Annotated in this window: 16 protein-coding genes; 7 read left to right on the top strand and 9 right to left on the bottom strand. The window is 42.7% G+C overall.

Annotation, left to right across the window (positions count from 1 at the left end; translation table 11 throughout):
- Positions 1-20: 20 nt before the first annotated feature.
- Genes ACFQZJ_RS14130 through ACFQZJ_RS14120 form a run of 3 tightly spaced genes read right to left on the bottom strand, consistent with a single transcriptional unit; the run spans position 21 to position 4,361 of the window.
- The gene (locus ACFQZJ_RS14130; protein ID WP_379935445.1) at positions 21-2,225 is read right to left on the bottom strand and encodes a RelA/SpoT family protein; all 2,205 of its coding nucleotides are present in this window, start codon (positions 2,223-2,225) and stop codon (positions 21-23) included.
- A gap of 44 nt (positions 2,226-2,269) precedes the next feature.
- Positions 2,270-3,502, bottom strand: a complete 1,233-nt coding sequence (locus ACFQZJ_RS14125) for a M48 family metallopeptidase (RefSeq protein ID WP_379935444.1) — start codon at positions 3,500-3,502, stop codon at positions 2,270-2,272.
- 49 nt (positions 3,503-3,551) lie between these two features.
- Complete coding sequence (locus ACFQZJ_RS14120) at positions 3,552-4,361, bottom strand: TrmH family RNA methyltransferase (RefSeq protein WP_379935443.1); 810 nt, start codon at positions 4,359-4,361, stop codon at positions 3,552-3,554.
- A gap of 74 nt (positions 4,362-4,435) precedes the next feature.
- Here ACFQZJ_RS14120 and ACFQZJ_RS14115 point away from each other — a divergent pair, with 74 nt between their 5' ends.
- The 6 genes from ACFQZJ_RS14115 to ACFQZJ_RS14090 all read left to right on the top strand — a co-directional run bounded on the left by ACFQZJ_RS14115 (position 4,436) and on the right by ACFQZJ_RS14090 (position 11,233).
- Positions 4,436-5,239, top strand: coding sequence for a hypothetical protein (locus tag ACFQZJ_RS14115; protein ID WP_379935441.1), 804 nt, complete (start codon positions 4,436-4,438; stop codon positions 5,237-5,239).
- Between the two features lie 457 nt (positions 5,240-5,696).
- Complete coding sequence (locus ACFQZJ_RS14110) at positions 5,697-6,158, top strand: (2Fe-2S)-binding protein (protein ID WP_379935440.1); 462 nt, start codon at positions 5,697-5,699, stop codon at positions 6,156-6,158.
- Between the two features lie 16 nt (positions 6,159-6,174).
- Positions 6,175-8,445, top strand: coding sequence for a xanthine dehydrogenase family protein molybdopterin-binding subunit (locus tag ACFQZJ_RS14105; RefSeq protein WP_379935439.1), 2,271 nt, complete (start codon positions 6,175-6,177; stop codon positions 8,443-8,445).
- A gap of 364 nt (positions 8,446-8,809) precedes the next feature.
- Positions 8,810-9,403, top strand: coding sequence for an NTP transferase domain-containing protein (locus tag ACFQZJ_RS14100; protein ID WP_379935438.1), 594 nt, complete (start codon positions 8,810-8,812; stop codon positions 9,401-9,403).
- Positions 9,400-10,473, top strand: a complete 1,074-nt coding sequence (locus tag ACFQZJ_RS14095; RefSeq protein WP_379935437.1) for a ThiF family adenylyltransferase — start codon at positions 9,400-9,402, stop codon at positions 10,471-10,473. Before ACFQZJ_RS14100 ends, ACFQZJ_RS14095 begins: the two co-directional genes overlap by 4 nt.
- Positions 10,457-11,233: a sulfite exporter TauE/SafE family protein gene (locus tag ACFQZJ_RS14090; RefSeq protein WP_379935436.1), complete on the top strand. Its 777-nt coding sequence runs from the start codon at positions 10,457-10,459 to the stop codon at positions 11,231-11,233. The genes ACFQZJ_RS14095 and ACFQZJ_RS14090 overlap by 17 nt, the downstream gene beginning before the upstream one ends.
- Positions 11,234-11,362: 129 nt before the next feature.
- Here the strand turns inward: ACFQZJ_RS14090 and ACFQZJ_RS14085 are convergent, their stop codons facing one another.
- From ACFQZJ_RS14085 to ACFQZJ_RS14075, 3 genes are all read right to left on the bottom strand, one after another.
- Entirely contained in the window at positions 11,363-13,030 is a 1,668-nt protein-coding gene (locus ACFQZJ_RS14085) for a formate--tetrahydrofolate ligase (protein ID WP_379935435.1), read from the bottom strand.
- A 694-nt stretch (positions 13,031-13,724) separates the two neighbouring features.
- Complete coding sequence (locus ACFQZJ_RS14080) at positions 13,725-14,117, bottom strand: VOC family protein (protein ID WP_379935434.1); 393 nt, start codon at positions 14,115-14,117, stop codon at positions 13,725-13,727.
- A 199-nt stretch (positions 14,118-14,316) separates the two neighbouring features.
- Positions 14,317-15,372: a flavin monoamine oxidase family protein gene (locus ACFQZJ_RS14075; protein WP_379935433.1), complete on the bottom strand. Its 1,056-nt coding sequence runs from the start codon at positions 15,370-15,372 to the stop codon at positions 14,317-14,319.
- Positions 15,373-15,495: 123 nt separating this feature from the next.
- On the opposite strand from ACFQZJ_RS14075, the gene ACFQZJ_RS14070 reads away from it, so the two are divergent.
- On the top strand, positions 15,496-15,909 hold the full coding sequence (locus ACFQZJ_RS14070; RefSeq protein WP_379935432.1) for a hypothetical protein: 414 nt from the start codon (positions 15,496-15,498) through the stop codon (positions 15,907-15,909).
- 1,008 nt (positions 15,910-16,917) lie between these two features.
- Here the strand turns inward: ACFQZJ_RS14070 and ACFQZJ_RS14065 are convergent.
- From ACFQZJ_RS14065 to ACFQZJ_RS14055, 3 genes are all read right to left on the bottom strand, one after another.
- Positions 16,918-19,314 carry a penicillin acylase family protein gene (locus ACFQZJ_RS14065; protein ID WP_379935431.1) on the bottom strand — a complete coding sequence of 799 codons (2,397 nt, stop codon included), beginning with the start codon at positions 19,312-19,314 and terminating at the stop codon, positions 16,918-16,920.
- 192 nt (positions 19,315-19,506) lie between these two features.
- Positions 19,507-20,799 (bottom strand): amidohydrolase family protein, encoded by a 1,293-nt coding sequence (locus ACFQZJ_RS14060; protein ID WP_379935430.1) that lies wholly within the window; start codon positions 20,797-20,799, stop codon positions 19,507-19,509.
- A 26-nt stretch (positions 20,800-20,825) separates the two neighbouring features.
- A complete protein-coding gene (locus tag ACFQZJ_RS14055; protein ID WP_379935429.1) occupies positions 20,826-23,777 on the bottom strand; it encodes an amidohydrolase family protein in 2,952 nt (983 codons plus the stop codon).
- Positions 23,778-24,233: the final 456 nt, after the last annotated feature.

Here is a 24,233-nt window from a genome sequence, read left to right as displayed (position 1 = left end):
GTTAAATTTTAATTCCTTTTCTAAACTCTGGTTACTTTGTCTATTCCGTTAATTTGCTTTAAATTTTCAATTACTTTTTTAAGGATGGCATTATTTTTAACCACAAGGGTTATCTTTCCGGAGAACGTGCCGCCATCGGTATTAAAGTTCAGGTTTCTCATATTTACGTGCATATTGCCCGAAATAACGTTGGTAATTTCACTGATCAAACCTAAATTGTCTATACCTGTTAACTGTATGTCTGCCCTAGACTCTTCTTGTGAGGAGTCTACCCATTTGGCACTAATGATCCGGTAGGCATAGTTCGATTGAAGGGAAATGGCATTGGGACAATTTTTCTTGTGCAGTTTTATACCTTCCGACACACTCACAAAACCAAAAACGGTATCGCCGGGAATGGGATTGCAGCATTGTGAAAGTTTGTATTCCAATTTTTCTTCCTCCTTTCCGAACACCAGCATATCGTATTTAGAGGTAATCTCGTCCTTGCCAATATCTTCGGGAACAGGATTTTTTCGTATCCTGTTCTTAAAGAAACTTATAAATGCATTGTTGTAGGAAGAGGCAAACTCCTTGATCATTTGATTGTCAATAGAGCCAACGCCGACCCTGTAAAATAAGTCCAAGCTTGTCTTTAGCTTAAAGAAGCTCACCAGTTTATTTATGGTGTCTTCGTTTACCGAAATTTTTTGGGATTTTAATTTCCGTCTCAAAATCTCTTTCCCATCCTCGGCTATTTCCTTCTTTTCTTCTCGCAAGACCGATTTAATTTTTGCCCTAGCCCTTGCCGTTGTGGCATAATCCAGCCAGTTTTGGTTAGGTTTTGCCTGTTCGGAGGTAATGATTTCCACTTGGTCCCCACTGTTCAATGTGGTGTTAAGGGGTACCAGTTTGCCATTTACTTTAGCTCCACGGGTGCGCATTCCTACTTCTGTATGTATGCTAAAGGCAAAATCCAAGGGTGTGGCACCTTTGGGCAAGGACTTAAGTTCCCCGTTCGGTGTAAATACAAAGATCTCCTTGGAGTACAGGTTCAATTTAAACTCTTCTACAAAGTCTACTGCATTGGTATTGGCATTCTCCAGGGCTTCCTGTAGTTTGTTGAGCCATACCTCTATGCCTTGTTCCTTTTGGTTGCCGTGTTTGTATTTAAAATGGGCGGCATAGCCCTTTTCCGCTATCTCGTGCATACGCTCGCTGCGAATCTGTACTTCTACCCATTTTCCCTTTGGCCCCATTACGGTTATATGTAAGGCCTCGTAGCCTGTAGATTTTGGAGAAGAGATCCAATCGCGAAGCCGAACCGGATTTGGGGTAAAGTGATCGGTAACGATCGAGTATATTTTCCAGGCCAGGAATTTTTCGTTCTGCTTTTCCGATTTGTAAATGATGCGAAGGGCGAACTTATCGTAGATTTCGTCAAAGCCTACATTTTGCGTCATCATTTTTTTTCGCATCGAAAAAATGGATTTCATTCTTCCTTTTATACTGTACTCCAGTCCTTCCTTCTTTAAGGAGTTATGTATGATCTCGGCAAAGGCGTCTATGTATTCTTGTTGCTCTTCCTTACTATCCTCTATTTTGCTTTTTATATCGTTATAGACCTCGGGTTCTGTGTATTTTAGACTTAAGTCCTCTAGCTCGCTCTTAATGTTGTAAAGTCCAATTCTATGCGCTAGTGGAGCATAGATATACAGTGTTTCCGATGAAATTTTCACTTGTTTATGCTCTGGCATGGAGTCCATGGTAAGCATGTTATGGTATCTGTCCGCAATTTTAATGATAATTACCCTAACGTCGTCATTTAGGGTAAGCAGCATCTTTCGGAAGTTTTCCGCTTGTTGGGATATATTCATATCCTTTTTTAAATGCGCTATCTTGGTGAGTCCGTCAACGATTCGGGCAACGGTCTCCCCGAACATGCGGTCTATATCGTCTAAGGTATACTTGGTATCCTCTACCACATCGTGCAGCAATGCCGCTGCAATGGAGACGGCATCCAGACCAATTTCCGAGGCAACGATCTTTGCAACGGCGATAGGGTGAAAGATATAGGCTTCGCCCGATTTCCTGCGTTGGTCCTTGTGAGCGTCTACGGCAATCTCAAAAGCACTTCTGATCAGCTGTTTGTCATCGTCCGTAAGGGTCTGATAGCTGATGCGAAGCAACTCTTTATATTGCTTGGCAATAAGTTTGTTTTCTATTTCTAAGTCTGCTTCCGTCATACTAGAATAAATTTACCATAATCCTAGTTGTTAGACAACAAAAATTATGCCTTTAAGTTCCTTATTCTGTCTTTTAATGGCGGATGGGAATAGTGCATAAACACATAGGCGGGGTGAGGGGTAAGATTGCTAAGGCTATTCTTTGACAATTTTTTTAAAGAGGAGATTAAAGGGGGAGCGGAAAACGTTTCTTTTGCATAATCATCTGCCTGATACTCGAATTTGCGGGAAAAATAATTCATTAACAGTCCCGTAATCTCGGAAATAGGACTGTACAGCATGCCAAAACCTATTAGCGCGGCATGAAAGCTTGGGCTTTCTACACCAATTGCCAAAGATATGTTGGGGTTGTTTATAAAGAGGGATAGAATAAACAACATGGCACCCGTTAAAATAACAGAAGTCGCCAAATTAAAAATAATATGGTTTTTTTTATAATGACCTACTTCGTGTGCCAAGACGGCAACAATTTCATCCTCCTCTAGATCCTTAATGAGGGTGTCGTAAAGTGTAATGCGTTTTTCCTTTCCAAATCCGGAGAAATAAGCATTTGCCTTGGTGGACCTTTTAGACCCATTGATCACGAAAATGTTGTGGAGTTCAAAACCTACATTTTTGGCATAAGATTCTATCTTGGATTTTAGGCTGCCGTCTTCCAGAGGTTCCTGTTTATTGAATAAGGGAACAATGAGCTTGCTGTAGAACAGATTCATAAAAATGGTGAAAACAGTGATCAAGCCCCAGGTGTAGAGCCAAAAATCGGCGCCGGCCCACTCAAAGAACCAAAGTACCAAGGTTAGGATTCCTCCACCCAAAACAAGGATCATAAACCATCCTTTTAATTTATCCGTAATAAATGTTCTTAAGGTTGTTTTGTTGAAGCCGAACTTCGCTTCTATAACAAAGGTCCGGTAGTAACCAAAGGGTGTGTTCAGGAGGTCGCTTCCAAGCATAACGATACCAAAAAACAGTAATGACTGTATTGTGGTGTTGCTCGTTTGGCTAGAAACAAATTTGTCTATCCATCCAAAACCACCAAAAACCAGAACACCCAGAATAAGCAGAATAGAAAAGGTGGAGGTAAGGACACCAAAACGATAATTCATTAATTTATAGGCTTGGGATTTTGCATATTCTTCCGGGCTATAAATATCCGATAAGTCTTTTGGTACGCTATCCTTAAACCGTTTTGCGTTTAGATAATTGATGACGGTAGCGAGGACGTATTCGCTTATCAAAATAGCCAAAATGCAATAGAAAATAAGCGTTGTATCCATAAACTGTTATTTTGGTCTTTTGACTAACGAGGTAGTGCTGTTTTTGTTGTTATTTTTCGTTGCGTTGTCGCTTTCCTTCGAATATCAGTATGGCGGCAGATACGGAAACGTTCATGCTATCTATTTCCCCTTCCATGGGGATTATAATGTTTTTATCCGCATTGGCAAGCCATTCCTCGCTAAGTCCGGTCGCCTCGGTACCCACCACGATAGCGGTTGTCTTCGTGTAATCTACTTTCGTGTAGTTTTCGGATGCGCTTAGGGCCGCGCAATAAATGGTAGCCTTGTTCTCCTTTAAATAGGCAATGATTTCCGCTGTAGAACCCATGGCTACCCTTCTGGAAAAAACACAACCCACACTTGACCGAATGATATTGGGGTTATATAGGTCCGTTTTGGGATTGGCGATTAGAACGGCATCCAAATTGGCGGCATCCGCGGTGCGTAACAATGCCCCTATGTTTCCCGGTTTTTCGGGTGCCTCCGCCACTATAATAAAAGGCTTTTCTTTTTCCAGTTTCAAGTCGGACAATTCGTGCGATTTTGCCTTAACAATGGCAATGACGCCTTCCGTAGTGTCCCTGTAGGCTACTTTTTTATACACGTCAAGCGAAAGACCAATCCGATTCACAGTTGCTTCTAAAGGAATTAAGTTCTCCAACTGATCTACGTTTAGCAGGTCTTCACAGTAGCAAAGGGTCTCTATGGCATAGCCTGCTTTTACGGCCAAGCCAAGCTCGCGCTTTCCTTCCAAGATAAACAAGCCTGTTTTTTTTCGCTCCCGAGATTTATCCTTAAGTAGGAGTATCCTTTTTACCAAAGAATTTTGAACGCTGCTGATATGTTTTGTAGCATACATGATCTGCAAAAATAAACCAATATGTTAAGTATTGTACCTTAGGGCGACGTATTACGAGTAAACCAAAACTAAAAATGAAGAAAATTTCCCTTTTTGCCCTTGCAGCCGTACTGTTTGCTTGTAAGACCGATAAAACGAAACAACAGCCCATGCCCGAGGATGTACCGGTAATCAGTCCTGCAGTTCAAAACGATTATCCGGAAACGATTACAAAAGTGTTTGATGCGCATGGTGGCTTGGTCACTTGGAAATCCTTCAAGACCCTAAGTTTTACCATATCAAAAGAGGAAAGTTCGGAAACACATACTGTAGCCTTAAAAAGTAGAAAAGAACGGATTACCGCTCCTGATTTTAGTACTGGGTTTGACGGCTCCGAGATTTGGCTGCTAGATGAAAAGGGTGCTTATGAAGGCGATGCGGTTTTCTATCATAATTTGATGTTTTACTTCTATGCGATGCCCTTCGTTCTGGCCGATGATGGAATCAATTACCAAGAAACGCCCCCCTTGGCATTTGAGGGAACGTCGTATCCGGGGATGTTGATCAGTTATGATGCTGGAATAGGCAACTCCCCAAAGGATGAATATTTTTTGCATTACCACCCCGAGACCTTTCAAATGGAATGGTTAGGATATACCGTAACATTCAGAAGCGGTGAAAAATCCCATAATGTAAAATGGATTCGCTATAATGACTGGATGGCTGTTGATGGCCTTCTACTTCCAAAATCGATAACGTGGTACATTACCCAGGGTACTACCTTGGTTAAGCCTAGAAATACAGTTGCTTTTGAGAATGTTTCTTTGAGTACTGTCGAAAAACCAGCTGGTTTTTATGATAAGCCGGAGAAGGGGGTTTTTGTTTCTGGAACAAATTAAGCGCTAGCATTTAAACAGTTTTCTGTGCTACCGCTAGATTGTAGCTAGTCGCGAACCCGGTAAGAAGCAACAATAGCCTCAGAAATAGATATCCCTTTGTACTTTGGCAGAATGGGCAGAAACTACAAGTTTCATTACAAAACGGGAGTCTATTTCATTTTAGTTCCTACTATTTTGCAACTTTCAAAGGTAATAGTAAACAGGGTAATTAATCTATGATAAATTCTATTGGCTTCTTTTTGGTCGGGTAGTTGTTACTTGTCTTTATGATCAACAGATGAAATCCGGTCGCATCGGTTGGCCAAATTTAACTTAACAAAACGTTAAATGACTTTAATAAGATTCGCATTGTTTCATTTTAATAGTTAACTTAGGAGAATTGATGGGCAATTGGGGGGTATTTCTATTTTTTTCGCCATCTGACCCGTTTTCAACAACATCTAAACACTTACGAACAATGCCAACGTACACACTAAAAATCAACGGGATTTCCCAAGAAATTGAGGCAACACCCGACATGCCCTTGCTATGGGCCCTTCGCGACGATTTAGATATGGTAGGCACCAAATTTGGCTGTGGAATAGGTCAATGCGGCTCCTGTACCGTGCATGTAGATGGCACTGCGTCCCGCAGTTGTCAATTACAGGTCTCTCAGTTAGACGGAAAAGAAATCACCACCATAGAAGGCCTTTCCCCAGATGGCTCGCATCCTGTACAGCAGGCATGGAAAGAAGTAGATGTACCACAATGCGGTTACTGCCAATCGGGTCAGATTATGACGGCTTCCGCGTTTTTGGAGCAGAATCCTACCCCTACGGAACAGGAAATAAAGAATGCCATGCACGGAAATATCTGTCGCTGTGCGGCCTATAATAGAATTCATAAGGCCGTGGCTGTCGCAGCCGAGAAATTGGGTTAATCTTAAAAATAAAAAAATGGCAACGGGTATAGCAACAAAATTTAGTAGACGATCTTTTTTAAGGACTTCCTCCCTTGCGGGCGGTGGGATGCTCATCGGTTTTAATCTGTTTACCGCGTGCAAGGACACGGTAAAAATGCCGGCGGATATTTCGCAATTAAATTACAACGACTTCAACGCGTTTATAAAAATTTCGGATGAGGGCATGGTAACCCTATTTTCCCCAAATCCGGAAATAGGACAAGGTGTAAAAACGTCCATGCCCATGCTTATTGCAGAGGAACTGGATGTGCCTTGGGAGCATGTAAACGTAGTGCAGGGCGTTTTGGATACAAAGAACTACCAACGGCAGGTTGCGGGCGGTAGTCAGTCTATTCGTTTCGGGTGGACACCCCTACGGGAAACCGGTGCCTTGGCAAAACAGATGCTGATTAATGCCGCTGCGGCAAGATGGGGTGTTCAAGCCTCCGAGTGTACTGCCAGTCAAGGTGTCATTACAAACGCCAAAGGGGAGACCTTAGGTTACGGTGATGTAGTGAACGATGCTGCAAAGTTGGAAGCCGAACGCGCCGCGCAAGTGGCTGCAAACGCGGAAAATACGGATGCAGAAGTAGAAAAAGAAGAAATAATCCTTAAAGATCCAAAGGATTTTAAAATCATTGGCCAGGATATCGGTAATGTGGATATTGATGAAATCATTACAGGAAAGCCGCTATACGGCATGGACTATAAGGCTGAAGGTATGGTGTACGCCAGTGTAGTTCGCCCACCATCTTTTGGACAACAGTTGGAATCCTTTGACGATGCTGAGGCAAAAGCCGTTCCGGGCGTTCTTGATGTTATCCGTATTGGGGATAAAGGCTGGTCCTTATTGACCAAGGAACAACGAAACTGGACGGTGAAACTGGGAGAGACGGATAAGGTCGTGGTTATTGCCAAAAATACTTGGGCGGCCATGCAGGGAAAAAAAGCTATAAAGGCGACATGGGGCGAAGGCACCCCATTGGAAAGTACAGCTAATCATGATAAGGAATTGTTGGCCTTGTTGAACGCTACCGAATTTAATACCCTACGCAAGGATGGTGATGTTGAAAAAGCTTTTAAACAGGCAGATAAGATTATCGAACGGACTTATGAATCTCCGTTCCTGCCGCATAGCTGTATGGAGCCCATGAATTTCTTTGCCGATGTGACCGATTCAAAAATTCACTTGGTAGGGCCTATTCAGACCCCGGAATCAAGCGCGGAAGCTGTAGCGGAAATGCTAGGTCGGGATTTAGATGAGGTGCATTGTGAAATGACACGCATGGGAGGCGGTTTTGGTCGTCGCCTGTATAGCGATTTTGTTTTGGAAGCGGCAGAAATATCGGATGCCATCCGGAAACCTGTAAAAATGGTTTCCTCTCGTGAAGATGATATGACCACCGGCGTATACAGACCGGCCATAAAATACCGAATCAAAGCAAGCATAAAAGATGGTCAGCTAACGGGGTATCAATTGAAGGAAGCGGCCGTTGGGGGCAATATGTACGGATTAATCCCTAATTTTTTCCCTGCCGGAGCACTCGAAAATTATCAAGTAGATGTGGCTTCTTTTAACAGTAACATTACTACCGGGGCGTGGCGCGCACCGTATACCAATTTCCTTTCCTATGCAGAACAGAGCTTTTTGGACGAAATAGCGGAGGCCATGGAAGTGGATGCCGTTCAAATGCGTCTGGACTTGTTGCAAAAGGTGAAAGGTACAACGGATGAACGTATTCAATATTCTGCTGAGCGAATGGAAGATGTTATCAATTTAGTGGTGGAAAAATCCGGTTACCGCACGCCGAAACCTGGTGTTTTTCAAGGTTTTTCCGCCTACTATTGCCATAATACCCACGTGGCGGAGGTGGCCGATGTGGTAATGGAAAACAATCAGCCTGTCGTTAAAAAAGTAACCGTTGCGGTAGATTGTGGTATCGTTGTGAATAGATTAGGAGCTCTCAATCAGATAGAAGGAGGTGTCGTAGATGGGGTGGGACATGCCATGTACAGCAACTTTTCTTTCGAGAACGGCGCGCCAAAATCCAAGAACTATGATGCGTACCGGCTCATAAGAATGCGGGAGGCGCCCGAGGTGGAGACCCATTTTGTGGAAAACACCCTAAGTCCCACCGGTCTAGGGGAGCCTACACTTCCGCCTGCCGGAGCTGCGGTTTCAAACGCCTTAAGAAAGGCAACGGGAAAACGCATCTACCGACAGCCTTTTATAAATGATTTGATGGATACCGAGATAATCGGGTAAAATACGATCAGACTATACAAAGATTTGTTCTCAACGGAACAATTTTTAAGGATTCCTGCCACCCTTGAAAAAAGGATTCTAGTTCCCATTAGCGGGGAAGGGTTGGGAAGAAGTCAGCCGTTAAAGTAAAAGAAAAACAGAAAGAATCCGGAATAAAATACTTCCATGGAACACGTGAGACAATCCCGTTGGTTTAGTGGAAGTATTTGTATTTTTATACCCGAGGTATTCTGATTGGTTGTAGTATAGGGTTGGCTTAGAGCCATAAGGGAAATGGTTGTAAAGGTTTCATAATACCGCACTACTTTTACCAACGCAAAAAAAATAAGTTGAATAGTACACACCATAAAATTAAAGGCAGGTCATGATATCAAAAGGTGGTCTATTCGGTCTGGTGCTTTCAGGGGGTAAAAGCTCGCGTATGGGTCGGGATAAAGGATTGATTGCCTATCACGGGATGCCACAGCGCGAATACTTGTATCGGGTAATGGACACGCTTTGCGATCGGACTTATTTAAGTATTAGAGTGGACCAACAAGAGGAAATTGATCCAGACTATGGGACTATTCTCGATACTAACGCATTTTACGGGCCCTATAACGGATTGCTCTCAGCCCATAAAGCCCATCCCAATGTTGCTTGGTTGGTGGTGGCCTGTGATATGCCTTTTGTAGACAAAGAGACCCTTCAGGAATTGATTTCGCAACGGGATCCAAGTAAGATGGCTACATGTTTTGCCAATGCCCCGCATGCGCTACCGGAACCTTTGTGCGCCATTTGGGAGCCCAAGGCACTGGCCGATTCCGTTTTGTATCTCAAGGCGGAACGTAAAGCGGGACCAAGAAAATTTCTTATGGATGCCGATGTTACTTTAGTTGTTCCAAACCGAGCGGAGGTATTGCTCAATGCCAACTCCAAACTGGACTATGAGGAAGCTCTTTTAAAACTGAACAGATGAATATAGAACGCTATACCAGGCAGACGGCCTTATCGGAATTTGGAACTGAAGGTCAGGTTAAACTAAGAAATGCCAAAGTGTTGGTCGTGGGGGCCGGTGGTCTGGGCGTTCCCGTGCTCAGTTATTTGAACGCCATGGGCATTGGTGTTCTGGGTATAGTGGATGCCGATGTGGTATCGGTCTCCAATCTACACCGGCAGGTATTGTACACGGAGGATAGTGTAGGCAAGAAGAAAGTAGAAGTCGCCAAGGCGCAACTTCAGAGACAAAATTCAGAAACGCAAATCATCTTATATCCAACATTTTTAACGACCTCGAATGCGTTGGACATTATAGGGGGTTATGACATCGTAGTCGATGCCACCGATAATTTTCCCACGCGCTATTTGATAAACGACGCCTGCGTGATACAAAAAAAGCCTTTTGTTTATGGCGCCTTGCACGGTTTTGAAGGCCAGGTAAGTGTGTTCAACTTTCAAAACGGACCTACTTATCGTTGTTTGTTTCCCACCATGCCAAAACCCGATGAGGTGCCGGATTGTAATGAAAACGGGGTGTTAGGGATTCTTCCCGGAATTATTGGGAACTTTCAGGCCTTGGAAACGGTCAAGGCAATCTGTGGGCTAGGGGAGGTGCTTTCAGGAACGCTGTTGCTCTATAATGGCCTTTCCCAAGAGCAACAAAAAATGCGGTTCCCTAAACTGGCCGAGAATTTAATTATTGACCGACTTGCCGATGGTTACGATTTTGATTGCGTCTCGTCCATGCCTAGTACTTCCGGATTGCCTATACGAAAGATGCTTATTGACGGACGAATAGCAGTTGTGGATGTGCGTACAAAAGCGGAGTTTGATAAGGAACATTTACAAGGCGCCAAAAACATTCCGCTAGACGAATTGGAGCGGCGGCACGGGGAAATAGACAGGAGCAAGCCGGTTCATGTCCTTTGTCAGGTAGGAATTCGAAGCCAAAAGGCGATTTACCTCCTACAGCAGAAATATCCTTCAACCCAATTTATAAATGTTGATGGCGGTATGAACTTGATCGATACCTATGCAAATACCTATTGATCATTTAGTACTGCTGTGCCTAGGGTTTTTTGCAGTGGCAACGCTATATTCGGCTGTAGGATTTGGTGGCGGATCCAGTTATTTGGCGCTATTGTCCCTTGTTTTGGTCAGTTTCTTTGCCATACGTTCCATTGCCCTGGTGTGTAATCTGGTGGTGGTTTCAGGAAGTACTTATCTCTACGTTAAAAACGGACATGCCAAATTAACCGACTTTGCGCCTTTTGTAATCGCCAGTATTCCCTTGGCCTATTTGGGCGCTACCTTTCGATTACAGGAAAACGTGTTTTTTATGCTATTGGGGGGTGCCTTGATCCTCTCTTCCATTTTCTTGTTAGGGCAGACCTTTGCGTTGTTGTCACCCAAAAATGAAACAAAGCGGTATCCTTCCTATATGAGCTATGTATTGGGCGGTGCCATTGGTTTTTTATCCGGTTTGGTAGGTATCGGTGGCGGTATTTTTTTAGCACCCTTGCTCAATCACTTACAATGGGACAAGGCCATAAAAATTGCAGCCTTGGCCAGTTTTTTTATACTTGTGAATTCTGTTTCCGGACTGCTTGGATTGGTGACCTCCAATGCCTTGGAACTGCCACTTGTGGAGACCTTATGTTTGGTTACCGCGGTGCTATTGGGAGGCCAGTTGGGAATACGCATCAGTCTAAACAAACTTTCTGCAAAGGGTATTAAGCGGGGCACGGCCATTTTGGTGTTCATCGTTGGTATCCGCGTGCTGTTGGTCAATGGCTTGGAACTTTTTTAAAAAACCGGTGCACCACACGAGGTGTTGCCCTGTGTTTAGTCCCATCGGCATTTTTCTTCTGAAATTTATGAAGAGAGGATGATTACGTATGATGCGCTAGAAGCGGTTTAAACAAATAGTACATCCATGCTAAAACAGCCCTGATATGGTTCCTTCTTTGTCCATTTGAATATTTTCAGATGAAGGAACCAAAGGAAGCCCCGGCATTCTGAGCATGTTGCCTGCTATGGGAATGATGAAACCAGCACCGGTAGCGATTTCAAACTCACGAATATGGATGTTGAAATTTTCCGGTCGTCCTAACAGCTTATCATTGTCACTTAAGCTCTTTTGAGTTTTTGCCATACAAATGGGCAGTTTCCCATAGCCTAGTGTTTCAAATCGCTTTAGTTGCTTTTTTGCTTTTGCCGTTAGTTCTACTGCATCGGCCCCATATATCGTTTTACAAATCTTTTCTATTTTCACCAAGGGAGTGTCCTCTAAACCGTAGGTAGGCTTGAACGCTGTCTTACCGGTTTGTGCTGCGGCAACTACTTTTTCGGCCAATTCAACACAACCTTTGCCACCATCTGCCCAACCGTAGCTTAGGGCAACGGGGACACCTAGCTTTTTACAATGATCATATATCAGTTGTTTTTCGGCTTCAGTGTCGCTACTGAAGGTATTTACGGAAACCACTATTGGCAATCCAAAGCTTTGGATACTTTCTATATGACGTTCTAGATTTGGCATTCCTTTCCGTAAGGCTTCCAAATCCTCCTCCGTTAGGGTTTTTAGCGGCTTTCCCCCGTGATACTTCAGGGCTCTAATGGTTGCAACGATAACCACGGCCTTAGGGGATAGTCCCGCTTTTCTACATTTGATGTTCAAGAATTTTTCGGCTCCTAGGTCGGCTGCAAACCCGGCCTCGGTAACGACATACTCGCCTAAGCTCAACCCCATTTTTGTAGCGATGATAGAATTTGTTCCCTGAGCGATATTTGCAAAAGGACCTCCATGAATAAGGGCCGGATTTCCTTCTAAGGTTTGTACCATGTTGGGTTTAATGGCATCTTTTAACAGCACTGCCATAGCACCCGCTGCGCTCAAATCCTTGGCGTAGACCGCTTTCCCTTCAAATGTATCGCCTATATAGATGTTGCCACACATTTCTTGTAGATTTTCCAAGGAGTCGCATAGACATAAGATGGCCATGATTTCGGAAGCAGCGGTAATATTAAAACCGGTTTCCCGGGGAATTCCACCGGATTTACCACCTAATGCCGAAATAATGTTACGCAGTGCCCGGTCGTTCATGTCCATACAGCGTTTCCAAATTACCGTACGCGGGTCTATGCCCAAGTTCCTGCTCTTGCTCTGTATGTTATTATCGATAAGTGCTGCAAGTAAATTATTGGCGGCTGCAATGGCATGAAAATCTCCTGTAAAATGGAGGTTGATATCTACCATAGGAATCACTTGGCTCCATCCTCCTCCCGCAGCACCACCTTTCATTCCAAAAACAGGCCCTAGGCTTGGTTCGCGTAATACTACGACCGATTTTTTGCCAATGTGGTTTAAACCATCGCTCAGACCTATGGATGTTGTTGTTTTTCCCTCACCGGCAGGAGTAGGGGTAATGGCCGTAACCAGGATGAGGTTACTGGTATCAATATGTTCCTCGTTTATCAAGTTCAAAGGCAGCTTGGCTTTTTCATTCCCGTAGTATTCCAAATGCATTTCTTTAATGTCCAATTTCTTGGCTACATCCTTAATATTTTTGGGGTTTACCTTCTGAGCTATTTCTATATCTGTCATTTGTGCTGTTGTGTTTTCTACGGATTGTGTACTTCGCTTCTATGTTAGACTGAACAATAAACGGTGTTTTTTTTTGCTGTTACTATGGTTTAAGGACTACGTTACCTGACACGATTCTTAAAACCAAGATAGGACATAAATAGGGATGTAGCAAGTGCCGCGCCCGTGATGCCGTTATCTCATCGTTTAAGTTTATTTATGATGGTTTAAAGTCTTGTTTTATTGTTTGTAATGTCATCGTTTTGATTTTTTTTGCATTTGTATCGCGTATGGTGCAATTTCCATATTATATTATCTAAGATTGTTTTACGGTTACATTCCATTAGTGGAAACAGTTTTCTTGCCAGTTATTCAATTTTTATTATATATCATTGAAAACTTCATATTTCACCGGGCTTAAGGAATTGTTAAGCTTGTCATAACAGTGTAATATTTCACTCCTTATTACGTCTGTATAGGAGTGTTTTTGCACAAAGTTCAATAATTAATAAAATAATACATGATGACAGATACTAAAAAACAACATACAAAAATCGAGGTGAGTGCGACCAAAGTAGGTACCCGCCATGCGAGCTGGAGAAATCACCGAAGACATACCGGATTAAAATTGATACGATTTTCATAAGAAAACGAGGTAACTTGTAAATGAAAAAGAGGGTGAGAGCCCTCTTTTTTACTTTTATCAAGCTGCCACTTACTTGTTCGGATCAGTATTGATGCGCCAAGGTGGATTTAATCTATATTCACCTCCGTAAAACAGAATAAGTTGATTATTGTCCAAATCTTTCAAGCGGGCCTCCCGCCACCCCCAGTTTTGGTCCGTAGGTAATTGGTCAAATTGGATTCCGTTTTCCCTTAACTCCTCTACATAGGCATCCAAATACTCACATTCAAAATAAATATAAATACCATCTCCTTTTGGTAAGGTTTCCGTGAGATGAATCGAAAAGGTAGCATTACCGTCTGGACATTCAAATCTTGCGTAGTGTGGCTCCGCTTTTACAATTAGTTTTAACCCAAGGGTTTCGTAAAAGGTGATGGCCTTATTTACATCTAAGGATGGCACGGTGACTTGATTTAAGTTCATGTATTTGGCTTTTTCTGATTAGTTTGGTTTTTTCTGTTAGAAGTAGTTTAAACTTTTCGCGTTCAAGCGAAAATTAGAAATTTTATGACCATTTGAAGGCTTTTTTGAGTTGCATAGTATGGCTATGGAACTCAAAAAAGACAAAAAATGGGCTAAAAAGAGCAATTTTTTAGCTAACGGAAAAAGTTTAAATGACTTCTTATACTTTAATTCTTACTGCGTTTATAATCTTTTCCGCTGTAAGGTTTCCCGCATACACAGCACCTTCCATATACCCGGGAAAAGCTCTGGAAGATTCCGAGCTCGAAATGTATATTTTGTCATCGAACAAAACCGAATCAAATATCGGGTTTCCATTATTTTGATGCGGATACAGAAATGTATCAGAAGTTTCAAAGGTGTTAAGTTCTGTACTCCAAACACATTCTTGATAGGTCTCATAATCTAAAGCCTTTACGCCAAAGACATTTTTTAGTTGGGTAAGTACGCTTGCTTTTCTTTCTTTGAATGTTTGACTCTTAAAGGATGTATTGATAAAGCCGCACAATGCGAATTTTGTCTTTTGATGATTACAATGGTCATAGAGTTCCGTTACAGGCCCTATAGTACTGAATAAGGTAGCAGGTATTCTTTGGTCTTTCCAAAAGGGGTGGGTGTATGTGAGTCCAATTTTAATCGAATCTTCCATCCAAGTATGGGTTTGTCCTGCGACGCTTCTTAATTCATACGGTAAACCAGGTTCAAAATCTATTCTCTTTGCCCAAAGTTTTGGAGGCATGGATAGTACCACGGCAGCAGCTTCAAACACTTCGTTTGCATGCACTACCACCGTGTCTTTGAGGGTAGTGATTTTGGTCGCAGATTGATTTAATAAGATCTCATCTGTATCCAGTTTGTCGTATAGGGTATGAATGAGCCGCGAAGTACCACCGGATATCCTGTAGCTTGGCACTTGACCTGGAATCTCTACCAACTGCGTTGGCGCCCTAGCCGAGGTTTGGTAAAATACCCTATTGTCTATATATTGTTCAAAGTGCGCTAATTCTAGTTCTTTTAGCAGTTCTATTAAGTGTTTGTGCTGTTTTGTGAACCACGTAGCACCCATCTCAACTGGCGCCTGTTTAGTTTCATAAACGGTATCGATTCTTCCGCCAATGCGGTCTCTCGCTTCTAGAATTCTAAATGGTATTCCGGCCTTTTTTAGCCGATAGCCTGTTAAAAGTCCCGATAAGCCAGCACCAAGGATTAGTATCATAGTGTAAAAGTAGGTAAGTGAGGTTAAACCTAACGAAGGTAAAGTGTTTTAAATTTAACTATTTGGTAGTAAGTAGATTATAAGTATATTGTAATAAGCAACCAAGAACTAAATTTCTAAAAAATGAATCCGTTTGTAAAAAATATACTAGCAGTCATCGCTGGTCTTGTTGTAGGGAGTATTGTTAATATGGGTATTATAATGCTTAGTGGTTCTTTGATTCCCCCTCCGGAAGGAGGAGACATTACCACCATGGAGGGCTTAAAGGCTACCATGCACTTATTTGAACCCAGACATTTTATCTTTCCATTTTTGGCGCACGCAATAGGTACCTTAGTAGGAGCTTTTGTGGCCGGGAAATTAGCTGCTACGCGCAAGATGACCATGGCCTTGATTATTGGTATATTCTTTTTTATTGGGGGTAGCATCAATATATCTATGCTCGGTGGGCCGTTATGGTTCACTGCTTTAGATCTTACTATGGCCTATATTCCAATGGCGTATTTAGGCGGCAAGTTGGGAAGGAAGACTACTTAAAACTTTTTGAGACTGGCCGTATTTTCAAAATGTTAGACCAATTTAAGTTGTAAATGCCATATTAAAAATTTGAATTTTTTTTTTCTTTGGTTAGGAATGAATTCTAAGTATAACATTAGCTTTGGTTCTATTTTATGACGACAAATGAGTAAAAAAGAAACTGACTTAGGCACTTAGCTAATAAATGTTAAGCCCTATCAATATTGGATTTCAGTAATTTATTAAGCTTGCTTTACCGTCATACCTGTTAAATTTCGGCTTACGGTTATATCATGTATGCATATTTTTTTTGCTCCCCTCTTTAGAAAAGAGGGGCGGCAGCTTTGCTGACGGGGAGATATGACCGCAAAATTGCTCACGTATGGGGCGTCCCCGCATAATCCGTGGAAGTTTGGTATCTTCTATCAGCTTGGCGTCGGTAACGACATGCGTGTCAAGAACCAAGCTGGCGTGAGCAAGTTTGCGGGTCAAACCCTCCGTCCACCTTTGGCGGACACCTGTGCCTTCCTCTCACTCATACTTCGTTCGTCGGAGGCAGGGATCTCAAGAGAGGAGCCTTTAAAAGTCCTTCCCATGAAAACATGGAACGGACTCGAGCTTAGAAATCGGGCAGCTAAATGACATTGGGCTTAGCCCATTCTTAATAATAAGTATTTATTAAGTGCCTAAGTCAAAAAAGAAACTGATGTTACGCGACATCTAGAATTTAAATGGGTATTAGGTCCTAAACCAGACCTATCAACTTCCGTATATTTTTATAACCCTAAATTCATTGCGGATTTTAATTGGAAGACTGTTTCCCTATATCGGCGCGAGCTAGTTTAGCGACCTGTTCTTGAGAGTAACTTGTATTCGGAAATCTTCATATTTCTGAAGGAATCGGTTATAATTGATTTTACAACGAAAAGATTGAAAATCAAGAATTCGAATTAATATTCCTTTTCAAAATGCATACAAAATGCACAATGGGTATCCATTATAGGTTACGTGACCAAGATTTGAACAGAGTTACTTGGATGGTACGAGCATTTTCTTGCTCACCGCTACGGAATCAACTTTACTACGGGAATAATACACCGGAAAATATTGGTCCTTTGCCCAAGGTTCAAAGAGATTATCGTAAAACGGACTTGCCGGATTGCCAGATTGTCCTGGGCCATTTGTGCCTATGGCGGCATCCCAATCGCCGGTATTTATGATCATACGAAAAGAAGCCCCACTACTTTGTCTCAAGTTGCCTCCTGTAGATCCAGGAGTATATGAATTACCGCCGCGAGGAAGTGGACCAAGGTTTAGTTTAGCCTTTGTTTCCTTATTTACGGCATCACTCAAAGCATGTTCCATGTACGTATGTTTGTTCTTTTCCTGCCCGTAGTGCCATTTCTCCATATTGGGGCCTAATTTCTTTTCCAAGTCCGCCACCGCTGCAGTAAAGGCTTCGCTTAAAAATGCATTTCTATCCAATATCGGGTTTGGGCCAAAGCGGGTCTTAGGATCGGTAATCCAATCCATAATACGTTTTAATTGTATGCCGGGAACAATGTCTTTTCCAGCGTTGGGAATAAAGCGCTCGTTGGCCAAGGCTTTAATTTGGTTCTCCCAAGACACATACACCGCTGCTGGTATAGAATTGGCTTCTAATCTGTAATCCCAATCGGCTAGTGTTGTTTTTGCTTCCGCAGCTTTACCGGTGAACACGATATTGTCTAGCAAGGGTACTAGCATTCTCGCCGGAACGGATAGGTAGTCGTTCTGTAGGCTTTTCATATCCTCCATGGTCATTTTTTTTCCCGCTCCCAGCACTTCGTTAACGCGTTCTCCGCGATAGGGGTCGGCCCATGAGAATCCAATAGCATCCCAATGTTCATAATTATCTGGGGTAACGTTCTGGTTTGCGGTCGCAAGGAAACCCTGTACGGGATTATAATCGTTCGGTTTTTCGATAATGGGCAGGTAGCCATCCCATTCATACCGTCCATCGCCGGGAACAGGAACCAGTCCGCTAAAATTTTTACGAACGGGCGCGATACCCACGGACTGCCATCCTATATTCCCATCTTTATCTGCCCAGATCATATTCTCGCCGGGAATGTTACTATAGGTACATGCCTCTCGGAACTCTTCCCAGTTTTTGGCTTGGTCCATACGTAACGAAGCCAAGTAAGGCGATCCGCCGGGCTCCAACCAAGCACATCTTACGGCATAGGCAACATTGTTTTCTTTGTCTATTAAGGTAACGGGACCATGCATGGTATAGAACAGCTTGGCAATATGGTCAGCTTTCCCTTTTACTTTGATGGTTTCCGTGATAAATGTCATGTCTACCCATTCGCCCTTATGCTTATACTGATTTGGATTTTCTGGATTTAGTTCATAGACATAGAGGTCTTCACCATCGGTTCTAAAAACGGTAAGTCCCCATGAACCATATTCATTATGCCCTATTGAAATACCCGGAATTTCCGGTTCACCTCCACCGATTACGTTCCACCCGGGTGCAACCAAGTGAGCCATGTATCGCAAGGACGGGACTGCGATTGTCCTATGTGGATCATTGGCCATATACGTGTTGCCATCTACCATAAGTTCGCCTTTTACTACCCAGTTATTACTTCCTATGGACAAGGAATCATTTTTGCTTTCGTAAAGTGAGAGGACCTTTGCGGCTTCCTCCGTATTGCGATAGGCCGGAACAATATCCTCTCTTTTGAATTTAACCGTTTTGCGATAGGCGTTGTACAATTCTAGAATATCACCGGACAGTAGATCGGTATTAATTTTAGGGTCTATGTTAAGATCGGGGTCCTTGGGATGGAGCCAGTACAGTTCCTTTACCGTCTCGGAGCCCAATTTTGCCACAGCGCGACCTATTTGTAACTCTTGATCAATATTTCCTAGTAGGCCCTGATGTCTGGAAATAATCACTTCCGGTGTCCATTTTTGGGGTAGGATATCCAACAGTTTAAATTCTATGGGAAGTTGCTCCGGTGTTTTTAGAATCGCTTTTATGTAGGCGTTTACGCCATTGGTGTAGGCGGTAATAATCTCAACGCCTTCATCGTGGTAATGGTTCATTTCGGTCTCCATATCCCCTCTAAATTTAAAGAGGCGTGTTCCGATGTCCCTTTTTAGTTCGCTTTCCCCTAGTATTTCCGCCACGGTGCCGGTAGCTTGCCTGCGCCAAATCTCGAATTGAAAGAGGCGATCCTCAGCGGCAGCGTACCCTTGTGCAAAGAAAAGATCGTGCTGATTTTTGGCATAAATATGATTAATGCCCCATTCGTCGCGGACTATTTCCACCGGTTCTTGGAGTCCTTCCAGCTTCGTTTCATCGCTTGATGTATTGGGTGATTTTTTGCAGGAAAAAGAAAGCATTAGGATACTTAGGAAGAATAACTGTTTCATATAGGTCGGTTTTGTGGGTGTAAATGACTCTCCATCTAAAATTACCCTTTTATTTTGATTAGCGGAAATGGATTTTAGTCTGCTTGGATTTAGTGTATCCGGGTTTTTGCTAACCGGAGGTTCTTGTACATAAATTTTGGCTACAAAAAAAGCCCAACATAAGTCGGGCTTTTAATTGGTATAACAAGTACATTATTTTCCTTCGTATTTTTCTGAATAGCGTTTCCAAAGTTCTGTTTGGTGCGTTTCAAGAGAAATCATTCTGCCATCAATAAAGGCATGTGTTAATTGATTTCCCCGCATATCCAAAGCATCTCCCTTGGATACGAATAGGGTAGCACTTTTGCCTGTTTCCAGAGTGCCATAATCCGTATCGATACCTAGAATTTTAGCCGTATTTCCTGTGATGAGCTGTAATGCTTTCTCTTTGTCCAATCCTTGTTGACCTACTTGCCCTGCATAGAACGGTAAATTCCTCGTTTGAAAATTAGCGGCATCTGAATTTTGTAGTCCTACAAGTAAACCGGCATCTAGCAACAATTTAGGAAGCTTGTACGGTAAATCGTAATCATCATCGTCAAAACCTGGAAGGTTATGTGTGGATTGAACCAAAACGGGGATGTCATTTTTCTTTAGAAAATCGGTTATTTTATAAGCGTGGTAACCGCCAACTAAAACAATGTTTTTGGCGCCGTTTGCTTTTAAGGTGTTAACCGCATCAATAATTTCACGCTCTCCATCGGCATATACATAAAGGTTTTGAGAGCCATCGAAAATGCCTTTCATGGCCAAGAATGCCGGATTTAGTTCTTTTGACTTGGCTTTTCCGTAGGCAATGGCATTTTCCATAAAACTAACTATCGCTTTGGATTGCTTTGCGTAGTCCTTATTTGGTGAGTAGCCGGGGTCTTCACCTGCCCACCATCTGCCTTGTTTAAAGCTATTTGGCCAGTTGAGGTGTACGCCGTCATCTACCTTTATAGCGGCATCTTCCCAGTTCCAGGCATCGAATTGCACAATGGATGAGGTACCGGATATGCGTCCGCCTTCAGGAGCGATCTGTCCTATCAACACACCGTTAGGCCTCATACTTTCTACAACTTTAGATTCTGCATTATAAGCAATTAGGCTACGAACATGGGGTATGATATCACCGATTTCGTCGGTGTCATCAGTTGCCCTAACGGCATCAACTTCTACCAATCCCAAGGTTTTGGCAGGTGCTATAAATCCGGGATAAATGTGTTTGCCCGTCGCATCGATCAGGTTTCCCTTACGGGCTATTTTGGTATTGGCACTTCCAACAAAGGTCAGTTTCCCGTCCTCGAACATGATCAAGGCATTTTCAATCACCTCACCATTTCCCAAATGAGCGGTTGCGCCTTCAATGGCAATAGCTTCGGTCTGTTTGGCTGCCGGGGTTTGCTGTGACCTTCCGTTAAAGGAGAGCAGTGCTGCGGTTAGTATAACTATGTATTTTTTCATTTTGTTACTTTTTTAGATTGAAATGGTTAAAGGCTGTCGCATGTAAGTACGCGTTTTACACTTTTCTTTGGTGCTTGCATTTTGTTACCGCCCGCTTTTTCGTTCAGCATCATTTTCACCAATTCGTTACGTTCTTTGTTAATAGCTGCGCGTTGCTGCTTGTCCATTTCCAAATCAAAATACGTAACACCTTCTATCATTGTTTTTTCCGCTTTGGTGTAGATAGACATGGGGTGGCCGGACCATAGGACTAAATCGGCGTCCTTGCCCACTTTTATGCTTCCTGTCCTATCGTCCAAATGCAATAATTTAGCTGGATTGATAGTAACCATTTTCCAAGCCTCTAGCTCGGTCATGCCACCATATTTAATGGTTTTTGCCGCCTCTTGGTTCAATCTTCTTATCATTTCGCGGTCATCACTGTTAATGGCTACAGTTACGCCTTGTTTCTGCATAATGGCAGCGTTGTAGGGAATGGCATCGTTAACCTCATACTTGTAGGCCCACCAATCGCTGAAGGTTCCGGCACCCACACCGTGTTTTGCCATTTTATCGGCTACTTTGTATCCTTCCAAGATGTGTGTGAACGTATTTACTACGAATCCGAATTTTTCGGCAACCTTCATCATCATGTTAATTTCGCTCTGTACATAAGAGTGACAGCTGATAAAGCGCTCACCGTTAATGATTTCTGCCAATACTTCCATTTCCTCATCATAACGGTAGGCCTCTCCATTTTTCTTTTTGGTGTCGTATTCCTTAGCGCGTTGAAAGTAGTTCATAAATACCTGTTCCACACCCATACGTGTCTGCGGAAAGCGAGATCTACTTCCCCAGTTGGATTGTTTTACGTTTTCTCCCAACGCGAATTTGATAAACTTGGGGGAGTTATCGTAAATGAGTCCGTCTGCTTCTTCTCCCCATTTTAGCTTCAAGATGGCAGAACGACCGCCAATTGGGTTAGCAGACCCGTGCAGTAATTGTAAGGAGGTGACGCCGCCGGCAAGTGAGCGGTATATTCCCATGTGTTCCGGGTCTACCACATCTTCCATTTTTACTTCAGCAGTACTATTGTGTCCTGCTTCGTTTACTGCTAGTGCTGCTATATGTGAATGCTCATCAATAATTCCGGCCGTTACATGTTTTCCGGTAGCATCTATAACCTTTGCCCTACCTGCATTAAGGTCTTTTCCTATTTTGGATATTTTTCCATCTTTTACCAAAACATCCGTGTTCTCTAAAATTCCGTCATCCTCACTGGTCCAAACGGTTGCGTTTTTAAAGAGTACGTTCTCCTGTTTTGGTATTGAGGTATAACCATAGCCAACATTTGGAAAGGTTACGGGCATTACCTTTGGTGCCTCTGTTTCGTCATCTTTTTTATCTTTTTCCTCGAAAGTGGATTTTTTCACCGCTGTAAAAAAGCTTTCGGTTCCGTTAGGTAGGATCAGTCTTCCCGATAGATTATCAGAGTCTTTGGTGACCGCTCCTGTCATCCTATAGGTTTTCTCTCCCTTGTCGGTAGCGAAGGATAGTTGAATCCAATTATTGTCATAGGCTAGTTTTGAAGTAAGTTTGACCGTGTCCTGTTTTACCTCTATTTTAGGTTTTGCGATTTCTCCGGTAATGGACGCATCAAAGCTTTGACCTTCTAAGGTTATGGAATAATCTCCTCGGATATCCTTGATGTCCTTATCGTTTATGATGTTCTGTGTTCCTTGTACCCAGTTTTCATATAAGGTGGTAGACTTGTCAAAGATGTCTCCGGAGGTAATAAGGAAATTAGCGTACGTGCCCGCTTTTAAGGAACCTATTTTATTTTCCTTTCCTAAAATTTGCGCCGGAACCGTAGTCAATGCCTCCAGGGCTTTTGTTTTTGGCAGTCCGTATAAAATAGCCTTCATCAGGTTGTCGTTGAACTTGGAAATTGATTTTAGGTCGTAGGGTGTAAGTGAAAATACAACGCCGTTTTCTGCCAATACCTTAGGATTGGATGGTGCTTGGTTCCAAAACCGCATATCCTGCAAGGATACATATCCTTCTTGGTACGGATCGGAAACATCGTAGGCTTCGGGAAAATCTATGGGAATAATGTATTTGGCGTTTGTTGCTTTTATTTCAGCAATACGTTCAAACTCGTTTCCGCCCCCTAGAATGGTATATTGGATACCGTTGGCATCACCGATCTTATCCGCTCTAAGCGCATGGCCTTTATCTTTTGCTTCAAATATCTGAACCATTCCTTTATTGGCGATCAAGGCTTCTAGCGAACGGTCTTTGGTATTGGAATTGCCCTTGGCGTACCAGTCGGCATCGCTGTACATTTGACGCAGCAACGCAAGTGTTCCCATTAATGAAGAGGGGTAGGACTGCTTTTTTAACACACTTCTCTCCAGCGAAAAATATTGCGCTGAACGATCGTCCAGTACTCTATTGGCATCGGTGCCCGAAGCATTTAGAGCAACGAGAACGCCAGTTCCTCTTGCAATACCGTCATGAATATGGGAATTTACGATACCGAAACCGGCATCCCTTAGTTCTTTGGCTGCTTTGTCATCGTACTTAAATTTAGCGATGGCGTCATTTTCCGGCATAATGTGATCGTTCCAGTAAAAGCCCTCGCGCTCCGCCTCATATTGCGCGGAACGACCGCCGCCGCTTGGTTTCTTAGCTTGTTCCACACCAAATTTCGAGTACACATCTATGAAAGATGGATAAATGGATTTTCCTTCCAAATCAACTGTTATGGTGTTGGAGGGCAGGTTTATGGAACTTCCTACATTTACTATTTTGTCATTCTGAATGAGTAGTGTGCCCTTGTTGATGACCTCTGTAGGTGTTACGTAAATTTTGGCATTGGTAAAGGCGGTATAATTGTTGTTATTGGCCTTTACGCCTTCGTTTTCAGGAAAGTAATCCTGTGCAAATAAAAACGCACTACACCAAAAGAGGCATAGGGTCAGCATTGTTTTTTTCATTGGTAGTCAGTTTATATTAGTCGCTTTAAAAATACAGTTTCTTGTACTAATGGGCTATCGTTTGTGTTATTTTTAACAAGGGGAAGCCTAGTGGATGCATTAGTTTCAGGTTTCTTGGATAGTCTTGGCGATTAGTACATTGATAAGTGAAAAGTACTAAATGAAAAGGCTTATGGGAATGTAGGTGTTCCCCGGCTTGAAGTGATAAAATTAACTAGGAAACATTTTATTTTTCCAACAGTGGGTAGATTCGAGCTTATGTATGTGGTGTGTTTAACACAATCTGTATTACAGTGAAGGTAGTAAGCGAGTACCATTTCGTGGTGGTACGCCATTGAAAAATGATGAAAAGCAGAACGAGATGCCTTCACCTTTTTGATGGCAGATGTTCGTTAATCGCCATTAGGTCGTAGAAACGTTTTGCCAGCGGTTTTGATTTGAGTTTGAATTTGAGTT

The sequence above is a fragment of the Maribacter chungangensis genome, from assembly GCF_042676845.1.
Classification (GTDB): Bacteria; Bacteroidota; Bacteroidia; order Flavobacteriales; family Flavobacteriaceae; genus Maribacter; species Maribacter chungangensis.
Note: the sequence above shows the minus strand (reverse complement) of the source record. Positions and strands in the feature narration are given on the sequence as shown.